This is a genomic window from Paenibacillus sp. EB106-05-06-XG162, assembly GCF_058791655.1.
The window spans coordinates 121,196-144,931 of sequence record NZ_JBYTDT010000016.1; the positions used below are offsets into that span (position 1 = coordinate 121,196).

The 23,736-nt window shown below is 47.4% G+C and carries 23 protein-coding genes and 1 pseudogene; 9 read left to right on the forward strand and 15 right to left on the reverse strand.

Annotated elements, in window-relative coordinates; genetic code table 11:
• Nucleotides 1-64 precede the first annotated feature (64 nt).
• Nucleotides 65-1,780, forward strand: a complete 1,716-nt coding sequence (locus AC3WU2_RS25275; protein WP_492457742.1) for a CPBP family glutamic-type intramembrane protease — start codon at nucleotides 65-67, stop codon at nucleotides 1,778-1,780.
• Here AC3WU2_RS25275 and uvrC read toward each other — a convergent pair.
• The 3 genes from uvrC to trxA all read right to left on the reverse strand — a co-directional run bounded on the left by uvrC (nucleotide 1,752) and on the right by trxA (nucleotide 5,485).
• Entirely contained in the window at nucleotides 1,752-3,593 is a 1,842-nt protein-coding gene (uvrC, locus tag AC3WU2_RS25280) for an excinuclease ABC subunit UvrC (RefSeq protein ID WP_492457743.1), read from the reverse strand. The genes AC3WU2_RS25275 and uvrC overlap by 29 nt on opposite strands.
• A gap of 86 nt (nucleotides 3,594-3,679) precedes the next feature.
• Complete coding sequence (locus AC3WU2_RS25285) at nucleotides 3,680-5,017, reverse strand: outer membrane protein assembly factor BamB family protein (RefSeq protein ID WP_492457744.1); 1,338 nt, start codon at nucleotides 5,015-5,017, stop codon at nucleotides 3,680-3,682.
• 150 nt (nucleotides 5,018-5,167) lie between these two features.
• Nucleotides 5,168-5,485, reverse strand: coding sequence for a thioredoxin (gene trxA / locus AC3WU2_RS25290; RefSeq protein ID WP_018758854.1), 318 nt, complete (start codon nucleotides 5,483-5,485; stop codon nucleotides 5,168-5,170).
• Between the two features lie 218 nt (nucleotides 5,486-5,703).
• Between trxA and AC3WU2_RS25295 the strand changes: the two genes are divergently transcribed.
• Entirely contained in the window at nucleotides 5,704-5,868 is a 165-nt protein-coding gene (locus tag AC3WU2_RS25295) for a hypothetical protein (RefSeq protein WP_018758855.1), read from the forward strand.
• An 83-nt stretch (nucleotides 5,869-5,951) separates the two neighbouring features.
• Here the strand turns inward: AC3WU2_RS25295 and AC3WU2_RS25300 are convergent, their stop codons facing one another.
• The 6 genes from AC3WU2_RS25300 to AC3WU2_RS25325 all read right to left on the reverse strand — a co-directional run bounded on the left by AC3WU2_RS25300 (nucleotide 5,952) and on the right by AC3WU2_RS25325 (nucleotide 11,817).
• Nucleotides 5,952-6,146: a YezD family protein gene (locus tag AC3WU2_RS25300; RefSeq protein WP_018758856.1), complete on the reverse strand. Its 195-nt coding sequence runs from the start codon at nucleotides 6,144-6,146 to the stop codon at nucleotides 5,952-5,954.
• A 97-nt stretch (nucleotides 6,147-6,243) separates the two neighbouring features.
• Entirely contained in the window at nucleotides 6,244-7,131 is an 888-nt protein-coding gene (cysW, locus tag AC3WU2_RS25305) for a sulfate ABC transporter permease subunit CysW (protein WP_492457745.1), read from the reverse strand.
• A 14-nt stretch (nucleotides 7,132-7,145) separates the two neighbouring features.
• Complete coding sequence (gene cysT / locus AC3WU2_RS25310; protein ID WP_492457746.1) at nucleotides 7,146-7,985, reverse strand: sulfate ABC transporter permease subunit CysT; 840 nt, start codon at nucleotides 7,983-7,985, stop codon at nucleotides 7,146-7,148.
• A 2-nt stretch (nucleotides 7,986-7,987) separates the two neighbouring features.
• Nucleotides 7,988-9,031: a sulfate ABC transporter substrate-binding protein gene (locus tag AC3WU2_RS25315; protein ID WP_492457747.1), complete on the reverse strand. Its 1,044-nt coding sequence runs from the start codon at nucleotides 9,029-9,031 to the stop codon at nucleotides 7,988-7,990.
• Between the two features lie 273 nt (nucleotides 9,032-9,304).
• Nucleotides 9,305-10,264 carry a primosomal protein DnaI gene (gene dnaI, locus AC3WU2_RS25320; protein ID WP_314589599.1) on the reverse strand — a complete coding sequence of 320 codons (960 nt, stop codon included), beginning with the start codon at nucleotides 10,262-10,264 and terminating at the stop codon, nucleotides 9,305-9,307.
• Between the two features lie 23 nt (nucleotides 10,265-10,287).
• The gene (locus AC3WU2_RS25325) at nucleotides 10,288-11,817 is read right to left on the reverse strand and encodes a DnaD domain protein (RefSeq protein WP_492457748.1); all 1,530 of its coding nucleotides are present in this window, start codon (nucleotides 11,815-11,817) and stop codon (nucleotides 10,288-10,290) included.
• A 195-nt stretch (nucleotides 11,818-12,012) separates the two neighbouring features.
• On the opposite strand from AC3WU2_RS25325, the gene AC3WU2_RS25330 reads away from it, so the two are divergent.
• On the forward strand, nucleotides 12,013-12,984 hold the full coding sequence (locus AC3WU2_RS25330; RefSeq protein ID WP_492457749.1) for an MraY family glycosyltransferase: 972 nt from the start codon (nucleotides 12,013-12,015) through the stop codon (nucleotides 12,982-12,984).
• Between the two features lie 62 nt (nucleotides 12,985-13,046).
• Here AC3WU2_RS25330 and AC3WU2_RS25335 read toward each other — a convergent pair whose 3' ends face one another.
• The 5 genes from AC3WU2_RS25335 to AC3WU2_RS25355 all read right to left on the reverse strand — a co-directional run bounded on the left by AC3WU2_RS25335 (nucleotide 13,047) and on the right by AC3WU2_RS25355 (nucleotide 17,149).
• Nucleotides 13,047-13,736, reverse strand: a complete 690-nt coding sequence (locus AC3WU2_RS25335; protein WP_492457750.1) for a YidC/Oxa1 family membrane protein insertase — start codon at nucleotides 13,734-13,736, stop codon at nucleotides 13,047-13,049.
• On the reverse strand, nucleotides 13,663-14,040 hold the full coding sequence (locus AC3WU2_RS25340) for a hypothetical protein (protein ID WP_492457751.1): 378 nt from the start codon (nucleotides 14,038-14,040) through the stop codon (nucleotides 13,663-13,665). The genes AC3WU2_RS25335 and AC3WU2_RS25340 overlap by 74 nt, the downstream gene beginning before the upstream one ends.
• Nucleotides 14,041-14,186: 146 nt before the next feature.
• Nucleotides 14,187-15,005, reverse strand: coding sequence for a hypothetical protein (locus AC3WU2_RS25345; RefSeq protein WP_492457752.1), 819 nt, complete (start codon nucleotides 15,003-15,005; stop codon nucleotides 14,187-14,189).
• 32 nt (nucleotides 15,006-15,037) lie between these two features.
• Nucleotides 15,038-16,687, reverse strand: coding sequence for an alpha/beta hydrolase family protein (locus AC3WU2_RS25350; RefSeq protein WP_492457753.1), 1,650 nt, complete (start codon nucleotides 16,685-16,687; stop codon nucleotides 15,038-15,040).
• Nucleotides 16,688-16,843: 156 nt separating this feature from the next.
• Nucleotides 16,844-17,149 (reverse strand): YuiB family protein, encoded by a 306-nt coding sequence (locus AC3WU2_RS25355; RefSeq protein ID WP_018758867.1) that lies wholly within the window; start codon nucleotides 17,147-17,149, stop codon nucleotides 16,844-16,846.
• Nucleotides 17,150-17,352: 203 nt separating this feature from the next.
• Here AC3WU2_RS25355 and hemQ point away from each other — a divergent pair, with 203 nt between their 5' ends.
• The 6 genes and pseudogenes from hemQ (at nucleotide 17,353) to AC3WU2_RS25385 (ending at nucleotide 22,855) form a co-directional block, all read left to right on the forward strand.
• Nucleotides 17,353-18,096: a hydrogen peroxide-dependent heme synthase gene (gene hemQ / locus AC3WU2_RS25360; protein WP_492457754.1), complete on the forward strand. Its 744-nt coding sequence runs from the start codon at nucleotides 17,353-17,355 to the stop codon at nucleotides 18,094-18,096.
• 56 nt (nucleotides 18,097-18,152) lie between these two features.
• A pseudogene (locus tag AC3WU2_RS25365) lies at nucleotides 18,153-18,382 on the forward strand (CD3324 family protein).
• Between the two features lie 136 nt (nucleotides 18,383-18,518).
• Nucleotides 18,519-19,226, forward strand: a complete 708-nt coding sequence (locus AC3WU2_RS25370) for a class I SAM-dependent methyltransferase (protein WP_492457755.1) — start codon at nucleotides 18,519-18,521, stop codon at nucleotides 19,224-19,226.
• 218 nt (nucleotides 19,227-19,444) lie between these two features.
• Nucleotides 19,445-20,407 carry an AAA family ATPase gene (locus tag AC3WU2_RS25375; protein WP_018758870.1) on the forward strand — a complete coding sequence of 321 codons (963 nt, stop codon included), beginning with the start codon at nucleotides 19,445-19,447 and terminating at the stop codon, nucleotides 20,405-20,407.
• Nucleotides 20,408-20,412: 5 nt separating this feature from the next.
• Nucleotides 20,413-21,531 carry a DUF58 domain-containing protein gene (locus AC3WU2_RS25380; RefSeq protein ID WP_492457756.1) on the forward strand — a complete coding sequence of 373 codons (1,119 nt, stop codon included), beginning with the start codon at nucleotides 20,413-20,415 and terminating at the stop codon, nucleotides 21,529-21,531.
• The gene (locus AC3WU2_RS25385) at nucleotides 21,524-22,855 is read left to right on the forward strand and encodes a DUF4129 domain-containing protein (protein WP_492457757.1); all 1,332 of its coding nucleotides are present in this window, start codon (nucleotides 21,524-21,526) and stop codon (nucleotides 22,853-22,855) included. Before AC3WU2_RS25380 ends, AC3WU2_RS25385 begins: the two co-directional genes overlap by 8 nt.
• Nucleotides 22,856-22,913: 58 nt before the next feature.
• On the opposite strand, the gene AC3WU2_RS25390 is transcribed toward AC3WU2_RS25385, so the two are convergent.
• On the reverse strand, nucleotides 22,914-23,471 hold the full coding sequence (locus AC3WU2_RS25390) for an NADPH-dependent FMN reductase (RefSeq protein ID WP_492457758.1): 558 nt from the start codon (nucleotides 23,469-23,471) through the stop codon (nucleotides 22,914-22,916).
• Nucleotides 23,472-23,736 lie beyond the last annotated feature (265 nt).

Here is a 23,736-nt window from a genome sequence, read left to right on the forward strand (position 1 = left end):
GTATCATCCTGTAGACCTTAAATTTCGGTGCTCAACTCAATTTGTCATGATTAGGAGGAACGTAATGAATCATCTCGGCAATCGCCTTCAGCTACAATTCAATCGTAAGTTACTACTAACGTTGGGAACCATCGGACTCATCATCTTCATACTCCTTCAGGTGTTACCAGCATTCTTCTCGCCGCAAGCGAACGAGGCTCCGAATCAACCTGCCATCTCCAAAGAAGCTGCAACGGATAAGGCGCTTGCGTTCGTGAAGCAAAACTGGCCTCAAGCTAATCCGAGTGCAGTCGAAGCTTCCATCTCTTACGCGACCAATTCTAACCTATATGGTTATCTTGTTTCCAATAAGCTATTAGATAAATATCATAAAACATTTGTCCAAAAATATCCTTATGAATATTATCGCGTTGAGATCCCAGAACGAAATGTACCCAGCAAGGCCTACTACATTTACTTGAATATGCAATCTGGTGAAGTCATTTCGTGGAAAATGTTCACGCCGGAGGATACGCCATCCCTTCGAACAAAGGATGAATTGATCGATGCAGCCAAGCAGCACTTGGCAAAGGCCGGGTATGATATCAACTTGTTAACCGTGCAGCAGACGACATCGGAGAAGAATTTCCCGAATCACACGAATATTGTATTAGAAGATACATCACGTAAGATCGGTGAATCTACACTGCTCATCACTGTTCAATTCATCCAAGATGAGATTTCATCCGTGACACCTGCTTTCTCTGTACCGGAATCACATCTTCTCTATGTTCAGCAGCAGCAGCGAAATGCCAACTGGATGACAGGACTCGGTTACTATCTGTTGACCGTGGCACTCGCTGTGTTAGCCATCGTCTACAGTATCCTTAAACGACGTCACACCTCATTCAAACGTGGTATATTCCTTGCATTGCTCTATACAGGTCTCAGCATATTCTCGTTCTTCAACATCATGCCGGCCATGAAAGCCATGTCTGGGGATATGCCAGTCGATAATACGTTGTTAATCGCTACGGCATTATTACAATGTGTCGTCACGGTCATCATGGGAGTTGCTACTTATTTCTCTTTTGTCGGCGGCGATGCGTTATGGCGGGAGCGAGGACTAAACCCTTGGCCACGATTCCGTGAGCCTGGTTACGGCGATTATGTCTTTCGTAGTATGGGAATCGGCTACATTACCGCCTTTTTCCTACTCGGTTTACAGGTGATCATCTATATTGCCCTTTCCATAACGATCGGCACCTGGTCGACAACCGATGCCACGCAATCGACTTACAACATGATTTATCCACTTCTCTTCCCGCTCATGGCTTGGGTTGCAGGTATTGGGGAGGAAGCAACATACCGGTTGTTTGGCATTATTATGCTGAAGAAAATCGTGCGCAATACGTTTATCGCTTGTCTGATCTCTACGCTAATCTGGGCATTCGGTCATACGTTATACCCGATTTATCCAACGTATTCGCGACCGATTGAATTAATATTTTTAGGGCTAGGATTCTCATGGATCTTCTTCCGGTATGGATTTATTACAGCGGTCTTTGCTCACGTCATCTTCGACAGCATTGGAATGGGACTAAGTGTGATCCTGATGAAAAATGGAACCGCCTATACGTTAATTGGACTCGGGTACATGATCTTACCTGCCATCGTCGCTTGGGTGATCCGATGGTTCTATCGCATGAGGTACCCCCATGATCCAAATGAACCTGTAGAGCCTATTCAGCCAAAAGAAAAGGAGCCGTTAACTACGACTCCTCCTGAAGCGCTTGTATAATTTGTGAGGCGAGCTTCTCGCCAATCGACAGAGGCCTGAAATCTTCGATGGAGGCCTCTTTGATTTTCTTAAGGGAACCAAAATGTTTAAGCAGTGCCTTCCGACGCTTCTCGCCAATCCCTGGAATCGAATCCAGCTTGGACGTAATCATCGATTTCCCCCGTTGCTCCCGGTGGAATGTAATGGCGAATCGATGCACTTCGTCCTGGATACGCTGCAAGAGATAGAACTCTTGGCTATCCCGCTTCAGCGGAACAACCTCTGCTGGATCACCGACCATGAGCTGTGCCGTCCTATGCTTCTCATCCTTCACGAGACCGCATACAGGGATAAATAACCCAAGTTCATTCTCTAGGACATCGACAGCTGCAGAAATCTGGCCCCGCCCACCATCAACGACGACGAGATCGGGCATCGGTAAGTTCTCCTTCAACACCCGCTCATAGCGGCGTCTGATGACCTCACGCATCGTGCCGTAATCATCGGGCCCGACAACCGTCTTAATCTTATACTTACGGTATTCCTTCCTCGCGGGCTTCCCATCGATAAATACGACCATCGCGGATACCGGATCCGTCCCTTGAATATTCGAGTTATCGAAAGCTTCAATGCGATGCAGACTTCCCAGTCCAATCCATTCTCCGAGGTTCTGTGCCGCCTTAACGCTACGTTCCTCATCCCGTTCAATCAATTTGAACTTCTCATCTAGCGCAATATGCGCATTCTGCATCGCCATCTCGACGAGCTTCTTCTTCGAGCCGCGCTTCGGAATATTCACCTTTACCTTGAGCCAAGCTCCGAGTGCATCTGCACCGTTTTCTGCAGACACTTCAGCAGCTTGATCGGCAGCATCGTCATCCGGCAAATAGATTTCACGCGGTAAAGCACTGTTCTCACTATAATATTGACTGACGAAGGACATGAAGTCATCGTATGCCGTTCCATAGTAAGGAAACGTCGAAGAGTTCCGCTGTATCATTTTACCTTGGCGCATATAGAGGATCTGCACAGACATCCAGCCCTTGTCGACGGCATATCCGAAGACGTCTCGGTCCATGTTATCGGCCGTAGTAATGTTCTGCTTCTCCATTAAAGCATCAATACTTATGATTTGATCGCGAAGCTCCTTCGCCCGTTCGAATTCGAGTGCTTCCGCCGCTTCGCCCATCCGCTGCTGCAGATCCCGCTTAATCTCTTCGTGTCCACCATTCAGAAACCGCGTAATCTCTTGGATCATCGCTTCATTCTGTGCCGCCGTGACGTCCTCAACACAAGGGCCAAGGCATTGACCAATATGGTAATACAGACAAGCTTGGTTCGGAATGTTCATGCATTTGCGCAGCGGATACAACCGATCAAGCAGCTTCTTCGTCTGTTGGGCAGCGAAGGCGTTCGGGTAAGGGCCAAAATATTTGGCTTTATCTTTCAATACAAGTCGTGTCACTTCAAGACGCGGATGCGTGTCATTCGTAATTTTGATATATGGATAAGTCTTATCGTCTTTCAAGAGAACGTTGTATCTTGGATAATGCGTCTTAATCAGGTTGCACTCCAGAATGAGTGCTTCCATGTTGCTCGCCGTCACGATATATTCGAAATCACGAATATCCGCAACTAGGCGCTGCGTCTTACCATCATGACTGCCCGTGAAATAGGATCGAACACGATTCTTAAGCACCTTCGCCTTACCGACATAGATAATCGTGCCTTCACTATTCTTCATCAGATAACATCCCGGTTGGTCCGGAAGAAGTGCTAATTTGTTGCGTATATTCTCCATTGCTTTCTCGTAATCATCCGGATGCTCCGTCATCTGTATTCAACTCCCAATATGAAAACATAAGTTCGATATCCATTATATCAAACCTGCTGCTTCATGCCTATGCGGGATCACAGATTTCACTTCACAGATGCTGGTAACCGTACACCAATGAGCCGATCTTCCGCTTGAATGATGACTGTCCGGCCTGCCTTCAAGGTCGGCCCGTAGAAATGGGCATTCGTGTGAACCTTGAACAGTGCCTTCGTCGTATCGACATCCAGCCCATACAGGACGCCATCAGTCTGCGCACGGTACATCACGCTACCGTAAATCTCCACTTGGGCCGCAGGATTGTCACCGGTCCAAGCCATCTCTTGGCCGTCCGACATCTTTATCCCTTTGATTTCTTGCGTATTGCGATCTTGGAACAAGAACTTCCCTTGGTGCATCGCGCCTAAGAAGCTCACGTCTGGGTACATGACGGCCCATGTCTTAACCGGTTTGCTCGCGCCAGCTTCCGAAGAGAAATCATACTGCGCAATCCGCTGCCCTTGGGCCATATAGAGATTATTCCCATCCAGCAGAATCCGACCGCTTCCAGGGCTATACGGCGGCTGTCCAGCCATCTTATAGCTATAGGTTCTCGTCTCGCGAGCTTTACCCGTCTGCAGATCCAAGCCTAGAATCGTAAGCTCACGATCCGCCACCGCATCGTCCATATTTAACTCATCGGTCTTCGAGAAAGCCATGCCGTTCTTCACGAGGATCGGCATATCCTGCCGAGATTGGCCCCATTTCTTCTTGCCCGTCTTTAGGTCGAACGCATCCAATTGAACGGTGGTCAGCGCGCCTTGGACGGTGAATGTCGCTAACAGAACACCGTCCGCCTCCATCACATCCAAGGCATAATTGGCACCCGGTTCCTCCGTGCTCCATAACAGCTTTCCTGTCGATGCCGACAATGCGTCGATCTTCCGTTCATGATGCAGCACATAGACACGATCCCCTTGCGGAATCACGCCCACGACTTCCGTATATTTCGCCGTCCATTTCGCCTTGCCTTGGCTCGCGCTAACGGCATAGACTTGGCCTGCCTGAGAGACGCCGTAGACAACGCCTTGGTTCACCTTGATGGTCGACGTCAAATTCTGTCCATACGTCCACTGCTTCTTGCCCGTCGTTACATCGATCGACACCAACTTCTTATCCTTCAATGCGAATACTTGATTCCCTACCGCTTGCGCCGTCGTAATCGCTTGCCAATTTTCATTGCGATCGACCGCAAATGTCCATGCCGGCTTTAGCTCCGACACCTGTCCCATGACTCTACTATTCTGCATCACGTTCTCCGAGATGATCGGCTTCTCCATCTGGTTTCCCGCCGTCCCTGCGGCTTGCGCCGTACCTAACGCTCCGGCCCACAGCGTTAGCACTATTCCGCCAACCAATACCTGTTTCCATTTCGTATGTAGCAAATTTCTGCACTCCTCTTCCATATCATGTTAATCATAGCTCTATAGCTATTGACGGCTGACGGCACAAAAAGTTTCAGATTCATACCGAACCAACAAAAAAAGCCCTCTCAGTTCACTCACTGAGAAGGCTTCTATGAAGATCAATCAATCTTATTGGTGTTTGCCAACCATGCTTTTCAAAGCATCTTTCGAGTTCAGACCAACAACTTTATCAACCGGTTGACCGTCTTTGAACACGATCAATGTTGGGATGCTCATTACACCGAAACGGGAAGCCGTCTCAGGGTTCTCATCCACGTTCACTTTTGCGATTTTCAAGGAATCGCCGATTTCCGCATCAAGTGCTTCCAATTCTGGAGCAAGACGTTTACAAGGACCACACCAAGGTGCCCAGAAATCTACTAGAACGACGCCTTGACCTTCAACCTCCGTATTGAATGATTGATCGGTTACGTTTACAATTGCCATGACAATGTCCTCCTTTATATAGAACCAATTTTTTTTAGGTACTCATCAATTGAAAGTATACCACAACCAACTTCATTTTGTGAAATATGACTAAACTTTGTCACTTTAGGCGACTTTACAAATAAACGATTCTTTCGTTATACTAATAGTAATATTTGGATTCATGAATTGTGATGCTTATCATTGCAATAACGGAACCGATAGTCAGGGGGCAGATCATGATGGAAGATACTATCAAATTATCCACGAACGATCCAACAAAACATGTGAATGAAGAAATTCGTAACGATTTCTCCGACGTAATGAATGGCTTCACTTTCATGTTTGGATTCATGTTCATTGTATTCTTCGCGATGGTGATCATTAAGTTCTTAGCGAGTTAAACCAAGCGAAATCAGGAAACGAATAAAGTCTGAACCGCTGTCTTCACTGACAATAAGGTTCAGACTTTTTTATTATTTACGAATTAATTCGAAGTTAATCGCTCAGAAGGAGACGGAGGTGGGGAATAATTCAGCTCAAATCGTTTGCGCTCCGTGCGCTCCAACTGAACAATTTTGCCATCATGAACTGTGATGAGTACAGAACCGAACTCCATACCATTCAATAACGCAACAATCTGATCACGCCAACGCTCATCAATCTCCAGCGTTCTCCCCATACACATCCTCCTTATTCCCCAAGAAAGGAATTCATTTCATTCCGACCCATTTACTATGATTTGGTAATTATTATCTTATCATCTTGCGCTCATGTCGTCAATTCATCCTATTACTAGCAGCGGCACGCTGCTGTCGACGTTCAATCAGACTCTTCGCGACTAACGTCACGAGCGCTAAGGCCACAAGCAGCGACGCAACCGCAAATGCGGCGGAGAATTGATATTCGTTGTACAGGATTTCAATGTGAAGCGGTAATGTATTGGTCTCTCCCCGGATATGTCCCGACACGACGGAGACAGCGCCAAATTCGCCAATCGCACGTGCATTGCAGAGGATGATGCCGTAGAGCAGTCCCCATTTGATATTCGGTATAGTCACATGCCAGAAAATATGCCACCCTTTTGCCCCAAGACTTGCAGCCGCTTCTTCTTCCTGCTTGCCCTGAGCCTGCATGAGCGGAATCAACTCACGCGCAACAAATGGGAATGTCACGAACGTTGTCGCCAGAATAATTCCAGGCACAGCATAGACAATCTGCAGATGATTCGCCTCAAGAAATGGCCCGAACCATCCCCTTGCCCCGAACAATAGCACATACACCAGCCCCGATATAACTGGCGATACGGCAAATGGCAGGTCGATCAGCGTCAGCAGAATATTTTTGCAGCGGAACTGAAACTTCGTGATCGTCCATGCGGCAGCCACGCCAAATAATGTATTCAACGGTACCGCGATGAGTGCAACGAGCAGCGTTAACTTCAGAGCAGATATTGCATCAGGTTCGATTAAAGCCGTAAGATATAGCTCTACTCCCTTCTTCAACCCTTCATAAATCACCGTAACTAACGGCAATATGAGTATCAACCCGACGAATAATAATGCGATCGTAATCCAGAGCCATCGAAACGGCAGCGACTCTGTCGCATGTCTCGGCCTCACCTCCGTACTTCCAGCCAAGCCGTTCATTGTTGTTGAACCTGCCATACTTCACCTCCTACCTATTCTGAGATAGCTTGATGCTGACTGCGCCACTGCAAGAAGTTGATGACCAAGAGCATCACGAATGAACTGAGCAGCATCACAAGTGCAATAGCCGTGGCTCCCGCATAATCGAATTGCTCCAACTTCGTCATAATGAGCAGCGGAGCAATTTCCGTCTTAAACGGCATATTGCCGGCGATGAAGACAACCGAGCCATACTCACCTATCGCCCTCGCAAAGGCGAGTGCAAATCCTGTCCATAACGCCGGGGTCAATTCCGGAAGAATAACGCTTCGAAAGGTTCTCCAGCGATAAGCACCAAGCGTCACCGCTGCTTCTTCAATTTCACGGTCCAGCTCCTGAAGGACGGGTTGAACTGTCCTCACAACGAAGGGGAGTCCGATAAATATAAGCGCAATCGTAATCCCGGTTTGGGTGTAGGCAATTTTGATACCAAGCGGCGCGAACAGCTTCCCGATGATCCCATTCTCTGCATAAATGGCGGTTAATGCGATCCCAGCGACGGCTGTTGGCAGAGCAAAGGGAAGATCGATAATCCCATCAATCAGCTTCTTGCCTGGGAACTTATATCTGACAAGTACCCAGGCGAGTAAGAGACCGAAGATTACATTAATGACCGCAGCATAGAATGCGGATAAGAAAGTGACGCGATATGAAGCGATAACCCGCGGATCCGATATCGTCTGCCAGATTTTATCCCAACTCGCATTGGCCGTCTCCACGAACAGACTGGCGAGCGGGATCAGAACAATAATGCTCAGATAGAAGATCGAATAACCTAAGGTGAGGCCAAATCCCGGCAGTACTTTGATACGTTTGGATTTCAGCTTTGTCATTATTATTTACCTGCAGCATATATCTGATCGAACAATCCACCATCTGCGAAGTGCTTCGCTTGCGCAGCGCTCCAGCCACCGAAATCTTTATCAATCGTTAAGAGCTTGAGTGTTGGGAACTGGTCCTTATACTTGTCAGCCACATCCTTCAGAATCGGACGATAGAAGTTCTTCGCAACAAGATCCTGCGCCTCCGGTGTGTAGAGATACTTCAAATATTCTTCGGCTACCTCCCGCGTGCCGTGTTCATCTACAACTTTATCAACGACCGCTACAGGCGGTTCTGCCAGAATACTCAGCGATGGATAGACAATTTCGAATTTATCTTTACCCAGCTCATTGGTCGACAACAAGGCTTCATTCTCCCAAGCCAGCAGCACATCACCAATGCCGCGCTCCACAAAGGTCGTCGTCGAGCCTCGTGCGCCGGAATCCAGAACCGGTACGTTCTTGAACAATTTCGCGACGAACTCTTTCGCTTTATTCTCATCGCCGCCGTTCTGCTCAAGCGCATAGCCCCATGCTGCGAGATAGTTCCACCGTGCTCCGCCGGATGTTTTCGGGTTTGGTGTGATAACCCCTATGCCGTCTTTGACGAGATCACTCCAATCATGAATACCTTTCGGATTGCCCTTGCGCACCAGGAAGACGATCGTCGACGTATAGGGCGCGCTGTTATCCTCGAATTTCTTCTGCCACCCTTCTTGGATAAGACCTGCCTTCTGAACCGCATCCACATCATAGCCCAGCGCGAGCGTAACCACATCCGCTTTGAGTCCATTCACAACGGAGAGGCTTTGCTTCCCAGAACCACCGTGCGATTGTTTAATCGTAACGGTCTGACCAGTTTTCTTTTGCCAATAGTCACTGAATAATTTGTTGTAGGCCGCATATAATTCTCGAGTCGGATCATAAGAGACATTCAACAGTTCGACTGGTTTTTTGGCTGGCTCTGTTTTGGGTGCATCGGCCGTCTTGGATCCGCACGCTGCCGCGGTTACGGCTAATAATAATAAGACGACGATGGTGGTTACTCTCTTCTTCATACGATTTTTCCCCTCTCAACATGCAAAATGAAAAGGACAGCGGGAAGAAACGAATACGATGTGCAAATAAAGGTTGTAATATCTACAATCCCTTTTTGAATCGCATCGTTTCCTCCGGCTGTCCGGTCGAAAACTTATAATTCCTATTTAATTACTTGGTTTAAACGTAATATACCAACTGCCTAGAGAAATGTCAATCCTTATTTTCGAGGAAAATAACAAAAAAAGCCAGCTGACTCTCCCGAAGGAATCGCACTGGCTTGTCGCTATGTTTTAGTTCTTTTTGCGTCCGCGTTTGTTCTCGCCATTCACCACAATGACATCGACGAATGGCCGAATACGATCCATTAGCCTCTGGCCTTTGTAGGCCTCTTCACCGTCTTTGCTCGTGAAGCTAAAGTGCTTCTCCAGCGCATCCAATTCATAATTCGAGGTATAGAAGGTTGGCTTGCGGTTCATCCGATAATTCAGAATCGATCCGAGCACATGGTCTCTCGCCCAAGGATTCATGTTCTCAGCACCAACGTCATCGAAGATCAGAATGTCCGTCTCCTTCAAGACTTCCATCGTCTCCTTTAATTTGGCCCCGTCTAACATCATCGATTTCAAATCCTCGACGAACTCTGGCATATAGACGATCGCACCTGTGAATCCTTCCTTCGCAAGCTCATACAACAAGTAACACATCAAGAAGGTCTTCCCTGTACCGAATTTCCCGACCAAGTACAGTCCGTTCGTCTGAAGTCCCTCTTCCTTCGTCCGTAAAATATACGTCAACACCTGGTTGGCAGCCGAAGCCCGCTCCAAATCTTTTACGAGAATCTCATCAGCTGAATAGCCTTCCTTAAGCGCCCGATCGTCCACGTAGAAGCTCCGAATCCGCTCACGAACTTGATCTTGTCGTTGTTGACCAAGGAATTTCTTGCAAGATACTTTGCTATCATAGACTTGGGTCAATCCATTGACGGTGTCGCAGGAGATTTTGGTATAGTGCCCTTGCATATCATTCGGACATTGATCTAACCCTGGGCATTGCGAGCAATTGTTGTACTCAGTTACGTATTGATACAAGCGATTCATATTCTGTTGAAGAACTTGTTCCGTGATGTCCGGGTATTTCGCACGCAGCTTCACAATCAGCGGATTCGCAATCAGCTCCGCCTTCTTCCGTTCTACCCTTTGCCACATTTCTTGACTTGGAATTCGTTTTAATAGATCTCCGAGTGAGTCCATGACACAATACATCTCCTCTCTTCTTAGGATTTACCATCTAGTTTCCGCGCAACTTTGCGCATTTCTTCTAATTCTTCTGGGGTTACGGCCATACCTTGCGGCACATCTTGAATAATCGGAATGCTCGGCTTCTGCTTCGCAGATCTCGAATACCCTGATCCGCTGCGCCCACGTGAGCCCGATGCGGCGGATTTGCTGGTCCGCTCTTGCTCCAGCCGCTGCTTGAATTGACTCTGATCGCGAATATGTTGTACAGCGAGTTCATAGGTGGTAATCTGCTTCATCAGCATCGTCGATGCAATGGAATCCACAAAATTCCGGTTCAAACGTTGATCCGTGCCTGAGACGAGCAACGTCATCAGGTAGTGAATTAAAACATTGATAACTTCTTCAGGCAATTTATAATTCAAATCGATCTTCTCGAACATGTCCATCATATTATCCGGCACGGAGCCCGGGAAGAACTTCTTGAGCAACATCGTATAAGGTTCATTACGAAGCATCATATTATATTGATGGATATCGCATTTCCCCTGGAATTGCGGCGGCACATCCAGATAGAATTCCATCTCCACGGCATATTCTTCCTGCGGTTGATCTTCTCCGGTAAGGTCTACTGAATCACGAAGTGCGATGACCTTCTTCACATACCGATCACTCGTCTCACTCCGTTTCTTCCCTTGACGGAACTGCAGGTTCGCCCGGTGCTGCAGCTCATCGAGCAGGACTTCGCCTTGATCAGAGAAGACGCCTTCCTCATCCAATAATCCACAGATGTCTTGCAGACTTAGTTGATATTTGTGAACAATGTAATTGATCATACCCATTTGTTCATGTTCATAACGCAGACGCTCAACGAATGCGCGATTCTTCGAGATACGTGGGAACCGCGAAATAATATCCGCATAATTCAGCATCTCCTCCGAGCCTGTCGCCTGATACCCCGGATGCCGGGAAGGAGCAACCTCGGATAACGCCTGTTCCAGCTCATAATCTATCACATGTGTGTTCAATTGGAACAGTTCATAGAATGGGATCGATAGATCTTCTTTATGAACGGCCTTATGAACAATCTCGGCAGGCTCTTCTGTGCAGAATTCCTCACGAAGTGATAGGACCGAGAACTTTCCTACTTTATCCCGTAATAACAGCGTGAGGTGCTGTGTCTTAAAAAATTCATTCGGCGACAACGGCGCGTAGAGCTCATATTCATACAGACTATCATCCTGCTCGGGTATGTAGATCCGCGACGTATGCAATAACCCTACCGCTTCGAGCTTCGATGTGATCTCGATCAGCTGCTTACGGCCTTTCTCACTTGGGTCGATCCCTAGGGTGAGGAAGAGACGGCGCTGCTGTTCAATCCGCGAATATCCGACACGATCACTCGAAATATGTTGGTAGAGAAATTGATAGAAACTAATCGCAAGTCCACCAACCATCGGTTGATAAATATAGGAGAGCATTTTCGAATCCATCCCGCTGAGCGAGAAGTCCCTGAACGTACAATACCGATGATGTTCGGTAAACTGCATTAGATTTGAAATACGCACCCTTTACTACACCCCATTTTTCCCCATTAATTCCGTACTTCAAGCATCCTTTTATTCTATCATAAAAAAAGAGCCAAGTCTGTCTCTGGAGAACTCTACCACGAATATGATCAATAACTCGACAGGTTCTATCATCGAAAATTCGACAGTGTTATCCATATTGCGTATAATACGTAATGGACAACAAACTAATGGATGGTGATCGTTTTGATATACGCGCTCTCATTTTTCATTTCGTTTCTCATTGTATATGTACTCATTCCACCACTCGGTAAGATGGCGTTCCGCATCGATTTTGTGGACAAGCCACGGAAAGACACGGAGCGCAAAATCCATCGCGAGCCAATCCCGCTGACAGCCAGCTATGCGATATTCATCGGATTCTTCGTTACATACTTGCTCGTCACACGTGAATTCAATTGGGAGACTGGGGCACTCTTTATTGGCGGTGTTCTCTTACTGACGATCGGAACCATTGATGATTGGTATAAGACGAAGGGGAAAGATTTCCCGGCATTGCCCAAAATGGTTATTCAACTCTCAGCAGCTGCGCTCGTCTTCTTCTCGGGTAACGCCTTTACAGGGTTCTATAATCCTTTCAGCAATGAATATGTCTTGCTGCCGATTTGGCTGCAATTTATACTAACCATTCTATGGATCTTCGGCGTCACAACGGTCATTAACTTCTCAGACGGCATGGATGGCCTCGCAGGCGGCTTAGCCACGATATCAGCGGTGACCCTCTTTATCGTAGCGCTCACCAAAGGCCAGACCAATTCGGCGTTGATGGCGATTATCTTGATTGGTGTGACGGTTGCTTACTTAAGATACAACAAGCCGCCGGCCAAAATATTCATGGGCGATGCAGGTGCGACATTCATCGGGTTCATCCTTGGTGTGATCGCGTTAGACGGAGCGTTCAAGCAAGCGACAATTCTCTCGCTCTTCATTCCGATTCTAGCGCTCGGGGTGCCGATCTTCGATAACATCTTCGTCGTCATGAAGCGAATGATTCAAGGCAAACCGATCTATCAGGCTGATGCCAGCCAAGCGCATTACCGACTGCTTCGTTCAGGACTGAATCACAAGCAAGTGCTGATGTTCTTATGTCTGATTGGGACATGTTTCGGACTATCTTCGATCATCTTATTATTAATTCAGACGTAAATGCACAAATCCCCCATGCCATGGAATTATCCACGGCATGGGGGATTTATTATGATTTGGGGTTAGCTCGCCGCCTCCACAGGGACTTGAATGCCCCGATAGAGCAGCTTCTGCCCCCACTTCGTTCGGTACACGAGCTTCTCCATCAAGGCAAACACCGCGCTCGACGCATAATATAAGCCGATAGCGATCGGCGACCGCCACAGAACGAAGAGATAAATTATATTCATTACGATCGAAAGGCCGGCCTGCTTCTTGGCCGCTTGCAGAATCGTCAGCTCCATCGTAATGGGGATGAGCGCAGCGGCCAGCGTTAACAATGCGCTCAGAATCGGCAGCACATGCAGCGGGTCTGTTTGGGACAACGTGTCCACCCAAGATACAATCGTCGAGCTCATGTCGCCCCCATGCGTTCGGAAGAGACCAAAAAGACTCATGAAGATCGGAATTTGAGCGAAGCTGATCAATAGCATATTGAACGGCTTAATGCCATGCTCCTTGTTAATTCGAAGCGTCTCTTCGAGCAATCGATCCTGCTTGTCTTTATATTTCTCACGGGCTTGTTGAAGAATGGGCTGCACGGCCTTCTGGCGGACCATCTGCCGGTAGTTCATCAAATTCAACCCCGTGAATAACAATCTAACGATCAGGGTTAATGCGATAATCGCAAGTCCCCAGTCATGCGTAAGCTGGAAGAGATCGGTGAGCAATGTGTTGAATACAGATACGATTGGTGATAACCAAGAGATCATGGATAATTCCTCCTATAGGTGTTTGTTCTACTCTGTCCTGTACACCTACAGCGGAATGCATCTCATCATCGGTTGGCTTTTTGCGCGGCTTGCGGCTCGGTATTTTCCGACGTATCCATCCTAATCGCAGCACCATGCTCTGCGCATGTGTCGGATAGTCATCCGTATGCGATTGCAGAGACACGATTACAGCTGTACGAATCGGCATGCCGATCGGGGACTGCAAATAGAAGTAGCCTACCAACACTGCAGCGACCGCAATCATCGACCATAACAGCACACCATAATCCACGGATATTTCCATTGTCTCACCTCCCTCTCTGTTGATCATCTTCTAACACAACTATACCATAGTACGTTCGAGGCGTGGAATCGTCTCATTTTTATTAGAAAGCAGAAAGGTCCGTCGTTCCTAGGAACGACGGACCTTTCTTTTGGGAATTCGATGCTTTACAGCGGGGCAATATACCGAGACGAATGCTCGACTTGACGCAAGCTTTTCCCGTTCTGCTGCAATACAGATAATCCATTGCTTTCGTAACCGTACCATTCGAATCCGACGGAATAGCCCGAAGCGGAGCGCGTTAAGAAAATAACACGGAAAAATGAGGGATCCATTTCGCCTCCGTCATCTACGCGCCAGACCGAATTATCACCTTCGTTCCCTTCATAGTCATCAAAGAGAATACCGTTCTTCGTCACGAGAACGAAGCTCGCGAGCGGCTTCTTCCCCTTCACGCGCTCAAATTCAATGATGCCCACTTGCACTTCCGATGGGACTTCACCGATTTTCCAATGCTTCAACACCTTACGCTTCTTCGCTTTCTCAATTGCCTTAACCGTCTTCTTATCTAAACCCTTGACCGACACCGGACGATAAGCTAGAAACGTATGGCCTTGAAAAGCATCCTTCGCTGCGAGCACAACGCTCTCATTCTCCGGTAATTTCCCTTTGACCACCTTATAAATCTCGCCTTCGTCCTTATTGAAATTATACATATTGTTTCGGCCGTTGCTCTCGTCGGAGAGCTTCTGATGTTTCATATATTGGATCGGAATACCCCGTCCTGGTGAAGAGATCGCTTGCGTGTATTGCTTAGGATGTTTTTGATCGAACCCGAGTAACCGGGTCCCTGTATCATCTGCATAGGCAAAGGTGAGTTTAGAATCGGATAGCTGATCTGTTAACTTCGCTTTGGCAGCGAAGGAATGAGGGGTAACCCCCAGTACTAGCACAAAAGCCATCATGACAACGATTAACTTCTTCATCCTTCCACTCCTTGTATCATTTATCTACCCGCCTATTTCGTCGATTTGATCCACTTTGCAATGTCGGTAATCACTTCTTGCGGTGCATTCCCCGAAAGCATATACTCTTCGCCTGTTGAAGGTTTGTCAGATGCGACAAACACATGGTTTAGTTTCGGATACAGCTTATACGTCACATCTGTTCTCGAAGCAAGACCGGATTTCCAGCCGTCCAAGTTCGATGCTTCCACTTGAATATCATTATCGCCTTGGGCAATAAAGAGCGGCACCTTCTGCGACTTCGCAATCTCTTGGCCGCGATAGTTCCGAAGGTCGAACCACCAATAGGCATTGCCTGCTGGAAATTGCGGCGGCAAATTCGTTACCGAGTATTTCGTATCCTTCAGCAGCGTCATACTCTGCTCCCAGATTTTAAGCTGTGCTTCAACCTGCGCTAAGAGTTCTTGAGGTAGTCCTGCTTTTTTCGCACGTTCAAGGCCTTGCTGGTATTGCCAGAGCAAGATGTCTTCGAGCGGCTTCGAAGGTCCAGCGAAGACCATGGCACCCGCAATCTGATGTTTCGAATCCTGCTCAATGATCCGAGGGACCAGCATTGCGCCTTGACTATGTCCAAGGACATAGATTTGCTTGGCATCGAATCGCTTATCCGTCGCTAACATCTGCACTGCAGCAATCGCATCATTCGTTGTCTCTTCTTTGACAGTAAATGTAGGAGATTGAGACTTAAATGTATGCTCAAAAGTTCGTTTGTCGTAGCGGAGTACAGCTACCCCTTCATTCGCAAGCCCTACGGCAAGGTCACGGAAGAACTTGCTTCCTCCAATAGATTCATCCCGATTATTCGTTCCCGAACCATGGACAAGGACGACAACGGGGAACGGTCCGTCCCCTTGCGGAATGGTCAATGCTCCTGGCAATGCGGTGCTGCATTCTCCGATCTTCACTTCCTCGGCCTTGTAGCGTTCAGGATGATCATAGGACGGTGCATGATAATTATCGACCAGTAGCTGTGGGAAGAAGAAATCATCTACCTTTCCATCCCGATCAAATCGCACATCAATCGCTACTGGCACGCCTTGAGGCCCCGCGTACATGACGCGTACATTATGGTGAACCGCATTTGTCGTCTCTGACACGTTCAACACTTTATCCAATTTGCCGTACATCGCTATGATTTGTTGCTGCATCATCTGTAAAGTCGGAACAGGAACTGTCGCCTGCAAGGGTTCACTCATCGAAGCACGCATCTCATCAAATTGTCCTGCAACGACTTGCTTCAGTAAATGAGTAGCCCGGCTCTTCAGATCCGCTTGATCAATCACGATCTCCCCCTGCTCGCCAACCGATAGATGAACTTGCAAGGCCTTGTTCACATCTTCGACCGAGACTTGCAAATGATGCACCGCATTCATCACCGCAGGTATAAGCATCGGATACGGCTCCCCATTCAATTGCGCCTGGCTCTGCCCGACTTGAATGATCCATTCGGTCGTGCCGTATTGCACAACGGCAGCCCGCTTCGCTGCATCCCACTTCACTGAAGCGCCGACCCACTCGGCTGCTTGCCGCAATTCAATCCCTTTACCTGCTGCTGTAGCTCCCGTCACATCTTCTGCTAGTGCCGCTTGTGCTCCGCTTGCCAACAAGCCTGCAATGGTTAACACACTAATCATTTTTTTCATACGATTACAATCTCCTCTCCCAAACAATCAAATATAATTTAATAGTTAGACAAATATCTAAATAAAGTATACCTTTGGACTTTCATTATTGTCAATCTTAACCATTATCAACATAAAAAAAAGGCAATACACTTCATCCCGTGTACTGCCCTCTGATTAAAACATCTTGAATCCACTGCGACGCAGCATGCGAATCGTCGTACCACTAATGACTGCACCGACCAACCCGGCACATGCTGTGAGCATATCTACCAGGCTATACGCCTCGATATTGCCCAGGAAGGATAGATCACTCTTCCAATACGAGATGATCACCGCGGGTACAATAACGATTACGAACAAGTACGCCGGGAACCATGTTGTTTTCATTAACATATTTAAAATAAACCCGATCCCAAACATCATCACAAAAAACAATACGAACAAAATGATCGGAATGATAGAACCTACCACACCATTCATGCCCTGAACGACCTCCCTATATGTACAACCTGCAGCTTGTGTCTTACGTCTTTCCTTGTAGTGTACTAGAAAAATGTGGTGGAATCAACGAACTTTCCGTGACGTTTTGTGTGAGGATTGTCACACCTTCTCCATTTGTTCTGCGCGACTGTTTTCGTTACAATGGAAGAAGTTAGAGGTAAATTCATGAAGGAGTGATCACGATGAGCGAAGCAGCTCTTACTTTAGAAGGCTGGTATGCATTGCATGATTTCAGAGCTATCGATTGGAATGGTTGGAAACGCGCGACCGAGGCAGAACGTGCTACGGCACTCGACGAGTTACATACATTTTTGCAACAATGGGCAACTGTAGAAGCGGACAAACAAGGCAGCACGGTGGTATACTCCATTGTGGGACAGAAGGCTGACTTCGTATTCATGCATTTGCGTGAGACGCTTGAGGAATTGAATGAGCTGGAGAATGCTTTTAATAAAACATCCTTCGCGCAATATACAATTCCCGTCTACTCCTATGTCAGCGTCGTGGAGCTCAGCAACTATTTGGCGGGCGGCGGAGATCCTTATGCGAGCCCTGAGGTTATGGCGAGATTGAAGCCAACGCTTCCGAAAAGCAAGCATATCTGCTTCTATCCAATGAACAAGAAACGCGATCTTGCGGACAACTGGTACATGTTATCCATGGATGAGCGTAAAGGCATGATGCGCAGCCACGGCATGATCGGCCGTCAATACGCAGGTAAAGTGAAACAAATCATCTGCGGCTCCGTTGGTCTGGACGACTGGGAATGGGGCGTTACGCTCTTCTCGGACGATGCGCTTCAATTCAAGAAGCTTGTCTATGAAATGCGGTTTGACGAAGTAAGCGCGCGCTTTGGCGAATTCGGCTCTTTCTATGTCGGCAACCTGCTCGACGCGGACAAGTTCCAAGCGATGCTTGCTCTATAAATACGATAAAAACTTCTCTCTTGACGAGGGAAGTTTTTTTTGAAGAATAAAGTGAAATCACTTTTTTAGAAGTACAGAAATATATCCATGGTGGATTTAGTGTATATCCCCAAACCCTATGGATCACGTAAAAAATGGGGAGAGAACTCTGAGTCGAATCTATTTGAACCTAAGGAATGAAGAGATCCGTCAACAGAATGCCGTCGGAGTGACGATGGATCAACTCTCAGATCGATATTGCCTTTCCTACGACAGCATCAAGAAAATCATTTATTCCAAAAAATAAGAGATACCAGGTCATATGGGAGTGTACCCATGTGGCTTTTTTTGTGTAACGAACACTTTAAGTTATTCTTTACGTATTTGCTGCTTATTGCCCTTGTTATCATTTGCATAACAGTTTTCTAGAGAGGGGCATCTACATGAATAAGAACAATCGCGTCAAAGAAACTTGGAATCTATGGTCAGATACGGATTTCGCAAAATTCCGTTCGGAGGAACGCATTTCAGAGTTAATCGCACGGCCTGAATCTGCCTTCCATCCAACGACGTATTCAATGTTGAAAGAAACCTTTCCCGATTTGCAAGGCAAACGCATTTGTGTGCCTTCAAGCGGTGACAATCATGCTGTCTTTGCTTTTCATTTAATGGGCGCAACCGTAACCTCATGCGACTTTTCAGAACGACAATTAGAGAATGCTTCAGATATCGCTCGTTATCATGGATGGGATATCGAATTTATTTGCGATGACACCATGAAATTAAGCAATATCAAAAGCGATGAATATGATTTTGTATATACCTCGAATGTCGTTCATGTATGGATCCACGATTTACATGCTATGTACGACAATATTCATCGAATTCTCCATCACAAAGGGGTGTATTTAATGTTTGATATTCACCCCTTCTTGCGACCTTTCGGTATACAAGTTACAGAACAAATAAATGTAGTCAATCCTTATCACATATCAGGTCCATTCGGAGATATACCCACGTATAAATGGCGAATCCAAGATCTTATGAATGCGATGATTTCATCGGGATTCCATATGAAGCATATCGAAGAAATGTACGCAGAGACCGGTTATTCTGGGTGGATGACTCCAAAAATGAAGGTGATTCGATGACCAAGAAAGAGCTTGATGACATGTGCAATTGGAGACTAAACCCCTTAGCAGCACTTCCACAATGGTTATCCATACGAGCAGTGAAATCATAAAATCTAACATGAACAATACAATAACCTCCTCTTCGAAGTTAAGTTAGAGGGAGGGATTCACCTAATCCCTGTCGAAGAACAAAGAACCGTTGTTCTTGCCCATCCATCGAAACGAGGTGTTCTGCAGTGAATGAATTAACAAGCATTTATAACCTAGCCCAAGTCATCAAACGTAACGTTCAAAAAGTCATTGTCGGCAAAGATGAGACGATCGACCGCATTTTTGTTGCTCTTTTTACAGGTGGACATGTGTTGCTAGAAGATGTGCCCGGAACAGGAAAAACGCTGCTCGTGAAGGCACTTGCGAAATCCATCAACGGCAATTGCAAGCGCATTCAGTTTACACCCGACTTGCTCCCCACCGATCTAAGCGGCATGAATATTTACAATCAGAAAACGAGCGAGTTTCAATTCCGTCCGGGTCCGCTATTCACGAACCTGCTGCTCGCGGATGAAATCAATCGTGCGACGCCAAGAACACAATCCAGCCTGCTCGAATGTATGGAAGAACGTCAAGTGAGTATCGATGGTGACACGATGCTGCTGGACGAACCTTTTATCGTGCTGGCTACACAGAATCCACTGGATAACTATGGGACGTTCCCGCTCCCTGAGGCTCAACTCGATCGGTTCATGCTCAAGCTGAAGCTGGGCTACCCGACGTTCGATGAGGGGCTCCTAGTCTTGTCCCGATTCCGGGAACAACAACCGCTCGAACAGCTCGAGCCCGTCGCATCCAAAGCTGACATTATTCAGGCGCGAGCCAACTATACAAAAGTACATATTAGCGACGATATGCTGGAATATCTATTGAGAATCGTGGAACAGACGCGCAAACACCCAGATATCGCACTCGGAGCAAGCCCTCGTGCGAGCCAAGCCTTACTGCGCGCCGTTCAAGCTTATGCTGTTATCCGCGGCCGGGAATTCGTATCTCCCGATGATGTGAAGGAGATGGTCACACCTGTGCTCGCCCATCGCCTGCTCTTCCGGAATGCTTCGCAGCTGCGAGATCAGCAAGCCGAGAATGTACTGGGACAAATTCTGAATCAAGTTCCCGTACCTTCCGAACCGCTATTGAAGGGGTAATCGCGATGCCACTGCATTGGTTCATTTTATTCGCCGTTATCGTTCTCTGTCTACAAGCCCTCCTCTTTAAGGTGCGCGCGTTATCTCGCTTGGGCTATTCCAGAACGTTTACGAAGCATCGCCTATTCGCACAGGATCAAGTAGAGATGACAGAAACCATTCGAAATGATAAGCTGCTGCCACTGCCATGGGTTCGTCTCGAATCGATGTTGCCTAGTTCGCTTCACTTCGGGAATCAGACGAACTTAGCGATCAATACCGGAGAACTGCTCCAGAATCATCGAAGCTTGTTCACCTTAAAATCATACACACAAATTGTGCGAAGACATCAGATTACTTGTACGCGCCGTGGGATTTACCGATTGAACAGTGCCACCATGACCGCAGGAGATCTATTCGGGATGTTCGATGCCGTGCGCACCCTTCCGCTCGATCTCGAATTGATCGTCTATCCGGAGATCGTGCCGCTGCATCAGATTCCTTTCTCCAATAAGAGCTGGATTGGGGACATGACAGTACGACGTTGGATTCTCGAGGACCCCTTCTGGAAATCCGGTGTGAGATCTTATCAACCTGGTGATCCACTGAAAACCGTACATTGGAAAGCAACCGCGCGCACGAACCAACTTCAAGTGCATCAGCTTGATTTTACCGCTGACCGTAAGATCATAATTCTGTTAAATTTCGAGACAACGAAGGGCATGTGGTCCAAAGTCACGCACCCGGAGATGATCGAACAAGCGATATCCTACGCCGCTTCGATCGCGAATACGACCATCCCGCAAGGCATTGAGACAGGCTTTGCCTGCAATGGAACGATGAAGACGCTCGCGAAAGGGCAGCCCGTTGTCATTCCTCCCGCGGCGGGTACGCATCATCTAACCGATGTGTTCGAAAATATGGCGAAGCTCGAACTGGAGCTATCCGCATCCTTTCGTACCTTTATGGAGATCTGGGAAGATGCTGCAAGAACAGACTTCATTATCCTGACCGCGATTCCACTTACCGATATGGAGCCTTTGTTATCCCGAATCCGCATGCGGGGAAATGGTATTGAAATCGTGGAGCTCAAACGTACAAATCAATCAGAACGCGAAGTAGAGGAGGACACCATCTATGCTTAATCGCCTCCTCCGCCCTGTTGGACTGATTCGAACCCTGACCGAATATGCCATGATGCTTCCTATCATTCTGCTGCTCCATATCTATCTCATACCAGATATACCATCACTTACGCTCTTGCTTACTCTCGTTTATCCGGCCTGTCACTGGATTGGTCAAATGACAAAATCATGGATTTGCTGGCAGCGTGATGTCTTATGGCTTACTGGATTGCTTATCCTGACCGTCACCTTCATTGTAATGACAGGACCGCTGACCATGTCACACGTGATACCACCATTGATCGGCTTCACCCTATTCACGCGCGGTGTGAAGATCGTAACCAGAGGAATGCCAATGTGGAGCACGGTGACCTGGTATTGGGGTGCGCTCGCAGCCTATTTCATCACTTATGCGCTTGCCAGCATTCGGCCTGAAATCAGACTATTCGGGATATATCTGTTAGCTGGCGGGTTATGGATGATCGTAACCACCCTGATGATGATGAATCAGAATATCCTGCATCGTGCGAATATGACAAGGGATTCCGCTGCCAAGCTACCAGAGGGCATCCTTCGTCAAAACACAAAATATGTCTTCGCACTGATTGCCATCACATTATTCTTCGCTGCGATGATTTTCGGCAATCTCATGGATATCCTGATGCAATGGTTCCGTCAATTCGTCGCATGGCTGCTGCAAGATCGGCCCGCCGAAGTCGAACCTCGCCCCATTGAGCCTGTAGCAGAACCGCAGATGCCGCTCGCCGGACTCGAACCCGGGGAACCCAGTGCATTCATGAAGTGGCTGGAGCAAATCATAATGATCTTGTTCTGGAGTGCGTTGATCATCGCAGTTATCGTCTTGTTATGGCTGGGTCTACGGCATCTGATCAAGAAGCTGTTCCCGAAATTCTGGGCCGCTCTGCTGCGCTTCTTCGCACAGAAGCAGGAATTTACCCCATCGACCACTTTCTCTGATGAGCGAACCAATCTATTCGAGTGGGATAAGCTTCGTCAGCGTGTGTTCCGACCATGGGAAAATATCATGACCCGGTTCAGACAAAGGGATGTCCCTTATGCCGAATTAACGAATAACCGTGATCGTATCCGCTATTGGTATCGATTCAAAATGAATCAAGTGACGCGTAAGGGCTTCGCCGTGCAAGAGAGCTCCACCCCTTCTGAAACACTCCGGCAAGTGAAGGAATGGGATGTACATGAAACCCCTAGCGACTTAGAGGAATTAGCTGAGACTTACAACGCGTCACGCTACGGGAGTCACGACATTCCCGATGAGACCGTCGATCGCCTGAGCAAGAAGTTCGGTAATTCATCTTCTTCGTAACAAAAATACCCCCAGTGACGATGGTCACTGGGGGTATTGCGCTAATCGCTCATACCATTTATGAATGCGCACAGGACTTCGATGACAACTGATCCGTAAGCGCGAGGAACGTACCGAGTACACGCGCAATGCGTTTGCTCATCTCATGCTCAGGGTCAAGCTGCGGCTGTTCGAATACGCTGCGCTGTGCGCCACCGACAGATAACCATTCCGGACAATTGATGCCATGCAGATTCCGTACAATCGCTTGGATCTGCTGCAGTGAGCTTACTCCGACATCACCGCCCGATGAGCTGACTGCCAGAACCGGCTTCATACTGAAATGATCTTTATTCATAAAATCCAACGCATTCTTCAGCACTCCGCTAACGCTACCATGGTATTCCGGCGTGGCAAGCACTACTGCCTGGGAAGACAATACGGCTTTTTTCATATCGCTGACATTCACATCACTCGCATAAGATAGATCAGGCGAATATAAAGGCATCGGCTTCTCATAGAGATCAATGAAAATCACTTCATGACCTTGCTCTTGTATCGTTCTAGCCAGAACCTTAGCCACTTGAGTACTGGACGCACCTTTTCGATTACTTCCTGCAATAATTGAAATTTTCATACCCATCGAATCCTCTCACTAATATTATTCACACTTCCATTTTACCTTGTTTTTCCTCTTCGTACATCCTTAGCAAGTCTGATCCCGAATACGTGCCAATTCAAACCATGGACTTAGATTCAATTACAACTTTCTAGAGTAAAGGGCTGAGTTTTTTTTCAGCCCCTCCTCATCAAACCGTACGTGAGGTTTTCCCTCATACGGCTTTCCGATGTTCTTCTTTCACGCGCATGCAGATTACAATAACGTTTTAAGTCCACATTGC

What these genes read in the sequence shown, in the direction of transcription:
- cysT (WP_492457746.1), bottom strand. Translation starts at nt 7,985, where the DNA reads ATGACAAAGCTGAAATCCAAACGTATCAAAGTACTGCCGGGATTTGGC.
- AC3WU2_RS25330 (WP_492457749.1), top strand. Translation starts at nt 12,013, where the DNA reads ATGGTGATCGTTTTGATATACGCGCTCTCATTTTTCATTTCGTTTCTC.
- AC3WU2_RS25380 (WP_492457756.1), top strand. Translation starts at nt 20,413, where the DNA reads ATGCCACTGCATTGGTTCATTTTATTCGCCGTTATCGTTCTCTGTCTA.
- AC3WU2_RS25315 (WP_492457747.1), bottom strand. Translation starts at nt 9,031, where the DNA reads ATGAAGAAGAGAGTAACCACCATCGTCGTCTTATTATTATTAGCCGTA.
- AC3WU2_RS25355 (WP_018758867.1), bottom strand. Translation starts at nt 17,149, where the DNA reads ATGAATGGTGTGGTAGGTTCTATCATTCCGATCATTTTGTTCGTATTG.
- hemQ (WP_492457754.1), top strand. Translation starts at nt 17,353, where the DNA reads ATGAGCGAAGCAGCTCTTACTTTAGAAGGCTGGTATGCATTGCATGAT.
- dnaI (WP_314589599.1), bottom strand. Translation starts at nt 10,264, where the DNA reads ATGGACTCACTCGGAGATCTATTAAAACGAATTCCAAGTCAAGAAATG.
- AC3WU2_RS25345 (WP_492457752.1), bottom strand. Translation starts at nt 15,005, where the DNA reads ATGAAGAAGTTAATCGTTGTCATGATGGCTTTTGTGCTAGTACTGGGG.
- AC3WU2_RS25340 (WP_492457751.1), bottom strand. Translation starts at nt 14,040, where the DNA reads ATGGAAATATCCGTGGATTATGGTGTGCTGTTATGGTCGATGATTGCG.
- AC3WU2_RS25335 (WP_492457750.1), bottom strand. Translation starts at nt 13,736, where the DNA reads ATGATCTCTTGGTTATCACCAATCGTATCTGTATTCAACACATTGCTC.
- AC3WU2_RS25370 (WP_492457755.1), top strand. Translation starts at nt 18,519, where the DNA reads ATGAATAAGAACAATCGCGTCAAAGAAACTTGGAATCTATGGTCAGAT.
- AC3WU2_RS25275 (WP_492457742.1), top strand. Translation starts at nt 65, where the DNA reads ATGAATCATCTCGGCAATCGCCTTCAGCTACAATTCAATCGTAAGTTA.
- AC3WU2_RS25390 (WP_492457758.1), bottom strand. Translation starts at nt 23,471, where the DNA reads ATGAAAATTTCAATTATTGCAGGAAGTAATCGAAAAGGTGCGTCCAGT.
- cysW (WP_492457745.1), bottom strand. Translation starts at nt 7,131, where the DNA reads ATGGCAGGTTCAACAACAATGAACGGCTTGGCTGGAAGTACGGAGGTG.
- trxA (WP_018758854.1), bottom strand. Translation starts at nt 5,485, where the DNA reads ATGGCAATTGTAAACGTAACCGATCAATCATTCAATACGGAGGTTGAA.
- AC3WU2_RS25295 (WP_018758855.1), top strand. Translation starts at nt 5,704, where the DNA reads ATGATGGAAGATACTATCAAATTATCCACGAACGATCCAACAAAACAT.
- AC3WU2_RS25300 (WP_018758856.1), bottom strand. Translation starts at nt 6,146, where the DNA reads ATGGGGAGAACGCTGGAGATTGATGAGCGTTGGCGTGATCAGATTGTT.
- uvrC (WP_492457743.1), bottom strand. Translation starts at nt 3,593, where the DNA reads ATGACGGAGCATCCGGATGATTACGAGAAAGCAATGGAGAATATACGC.
- AC3WU2_RS25385 (WP_492457757.1), top strand. Translation starts at nt 21,524, where the DNA reads ATGCTTAATCGCCTCCTCCGCCCTGTTGGACTGATTCGAACCCTGACC.
- AC3WU2_RS25350 (WP_492457753.1), bottom strand. Translation starts at nt 16,687, where the DNA reads ATGAAAAAAATGATTAGTGTGTTAACCATTGCAGGCTTGTTGGCAAGC.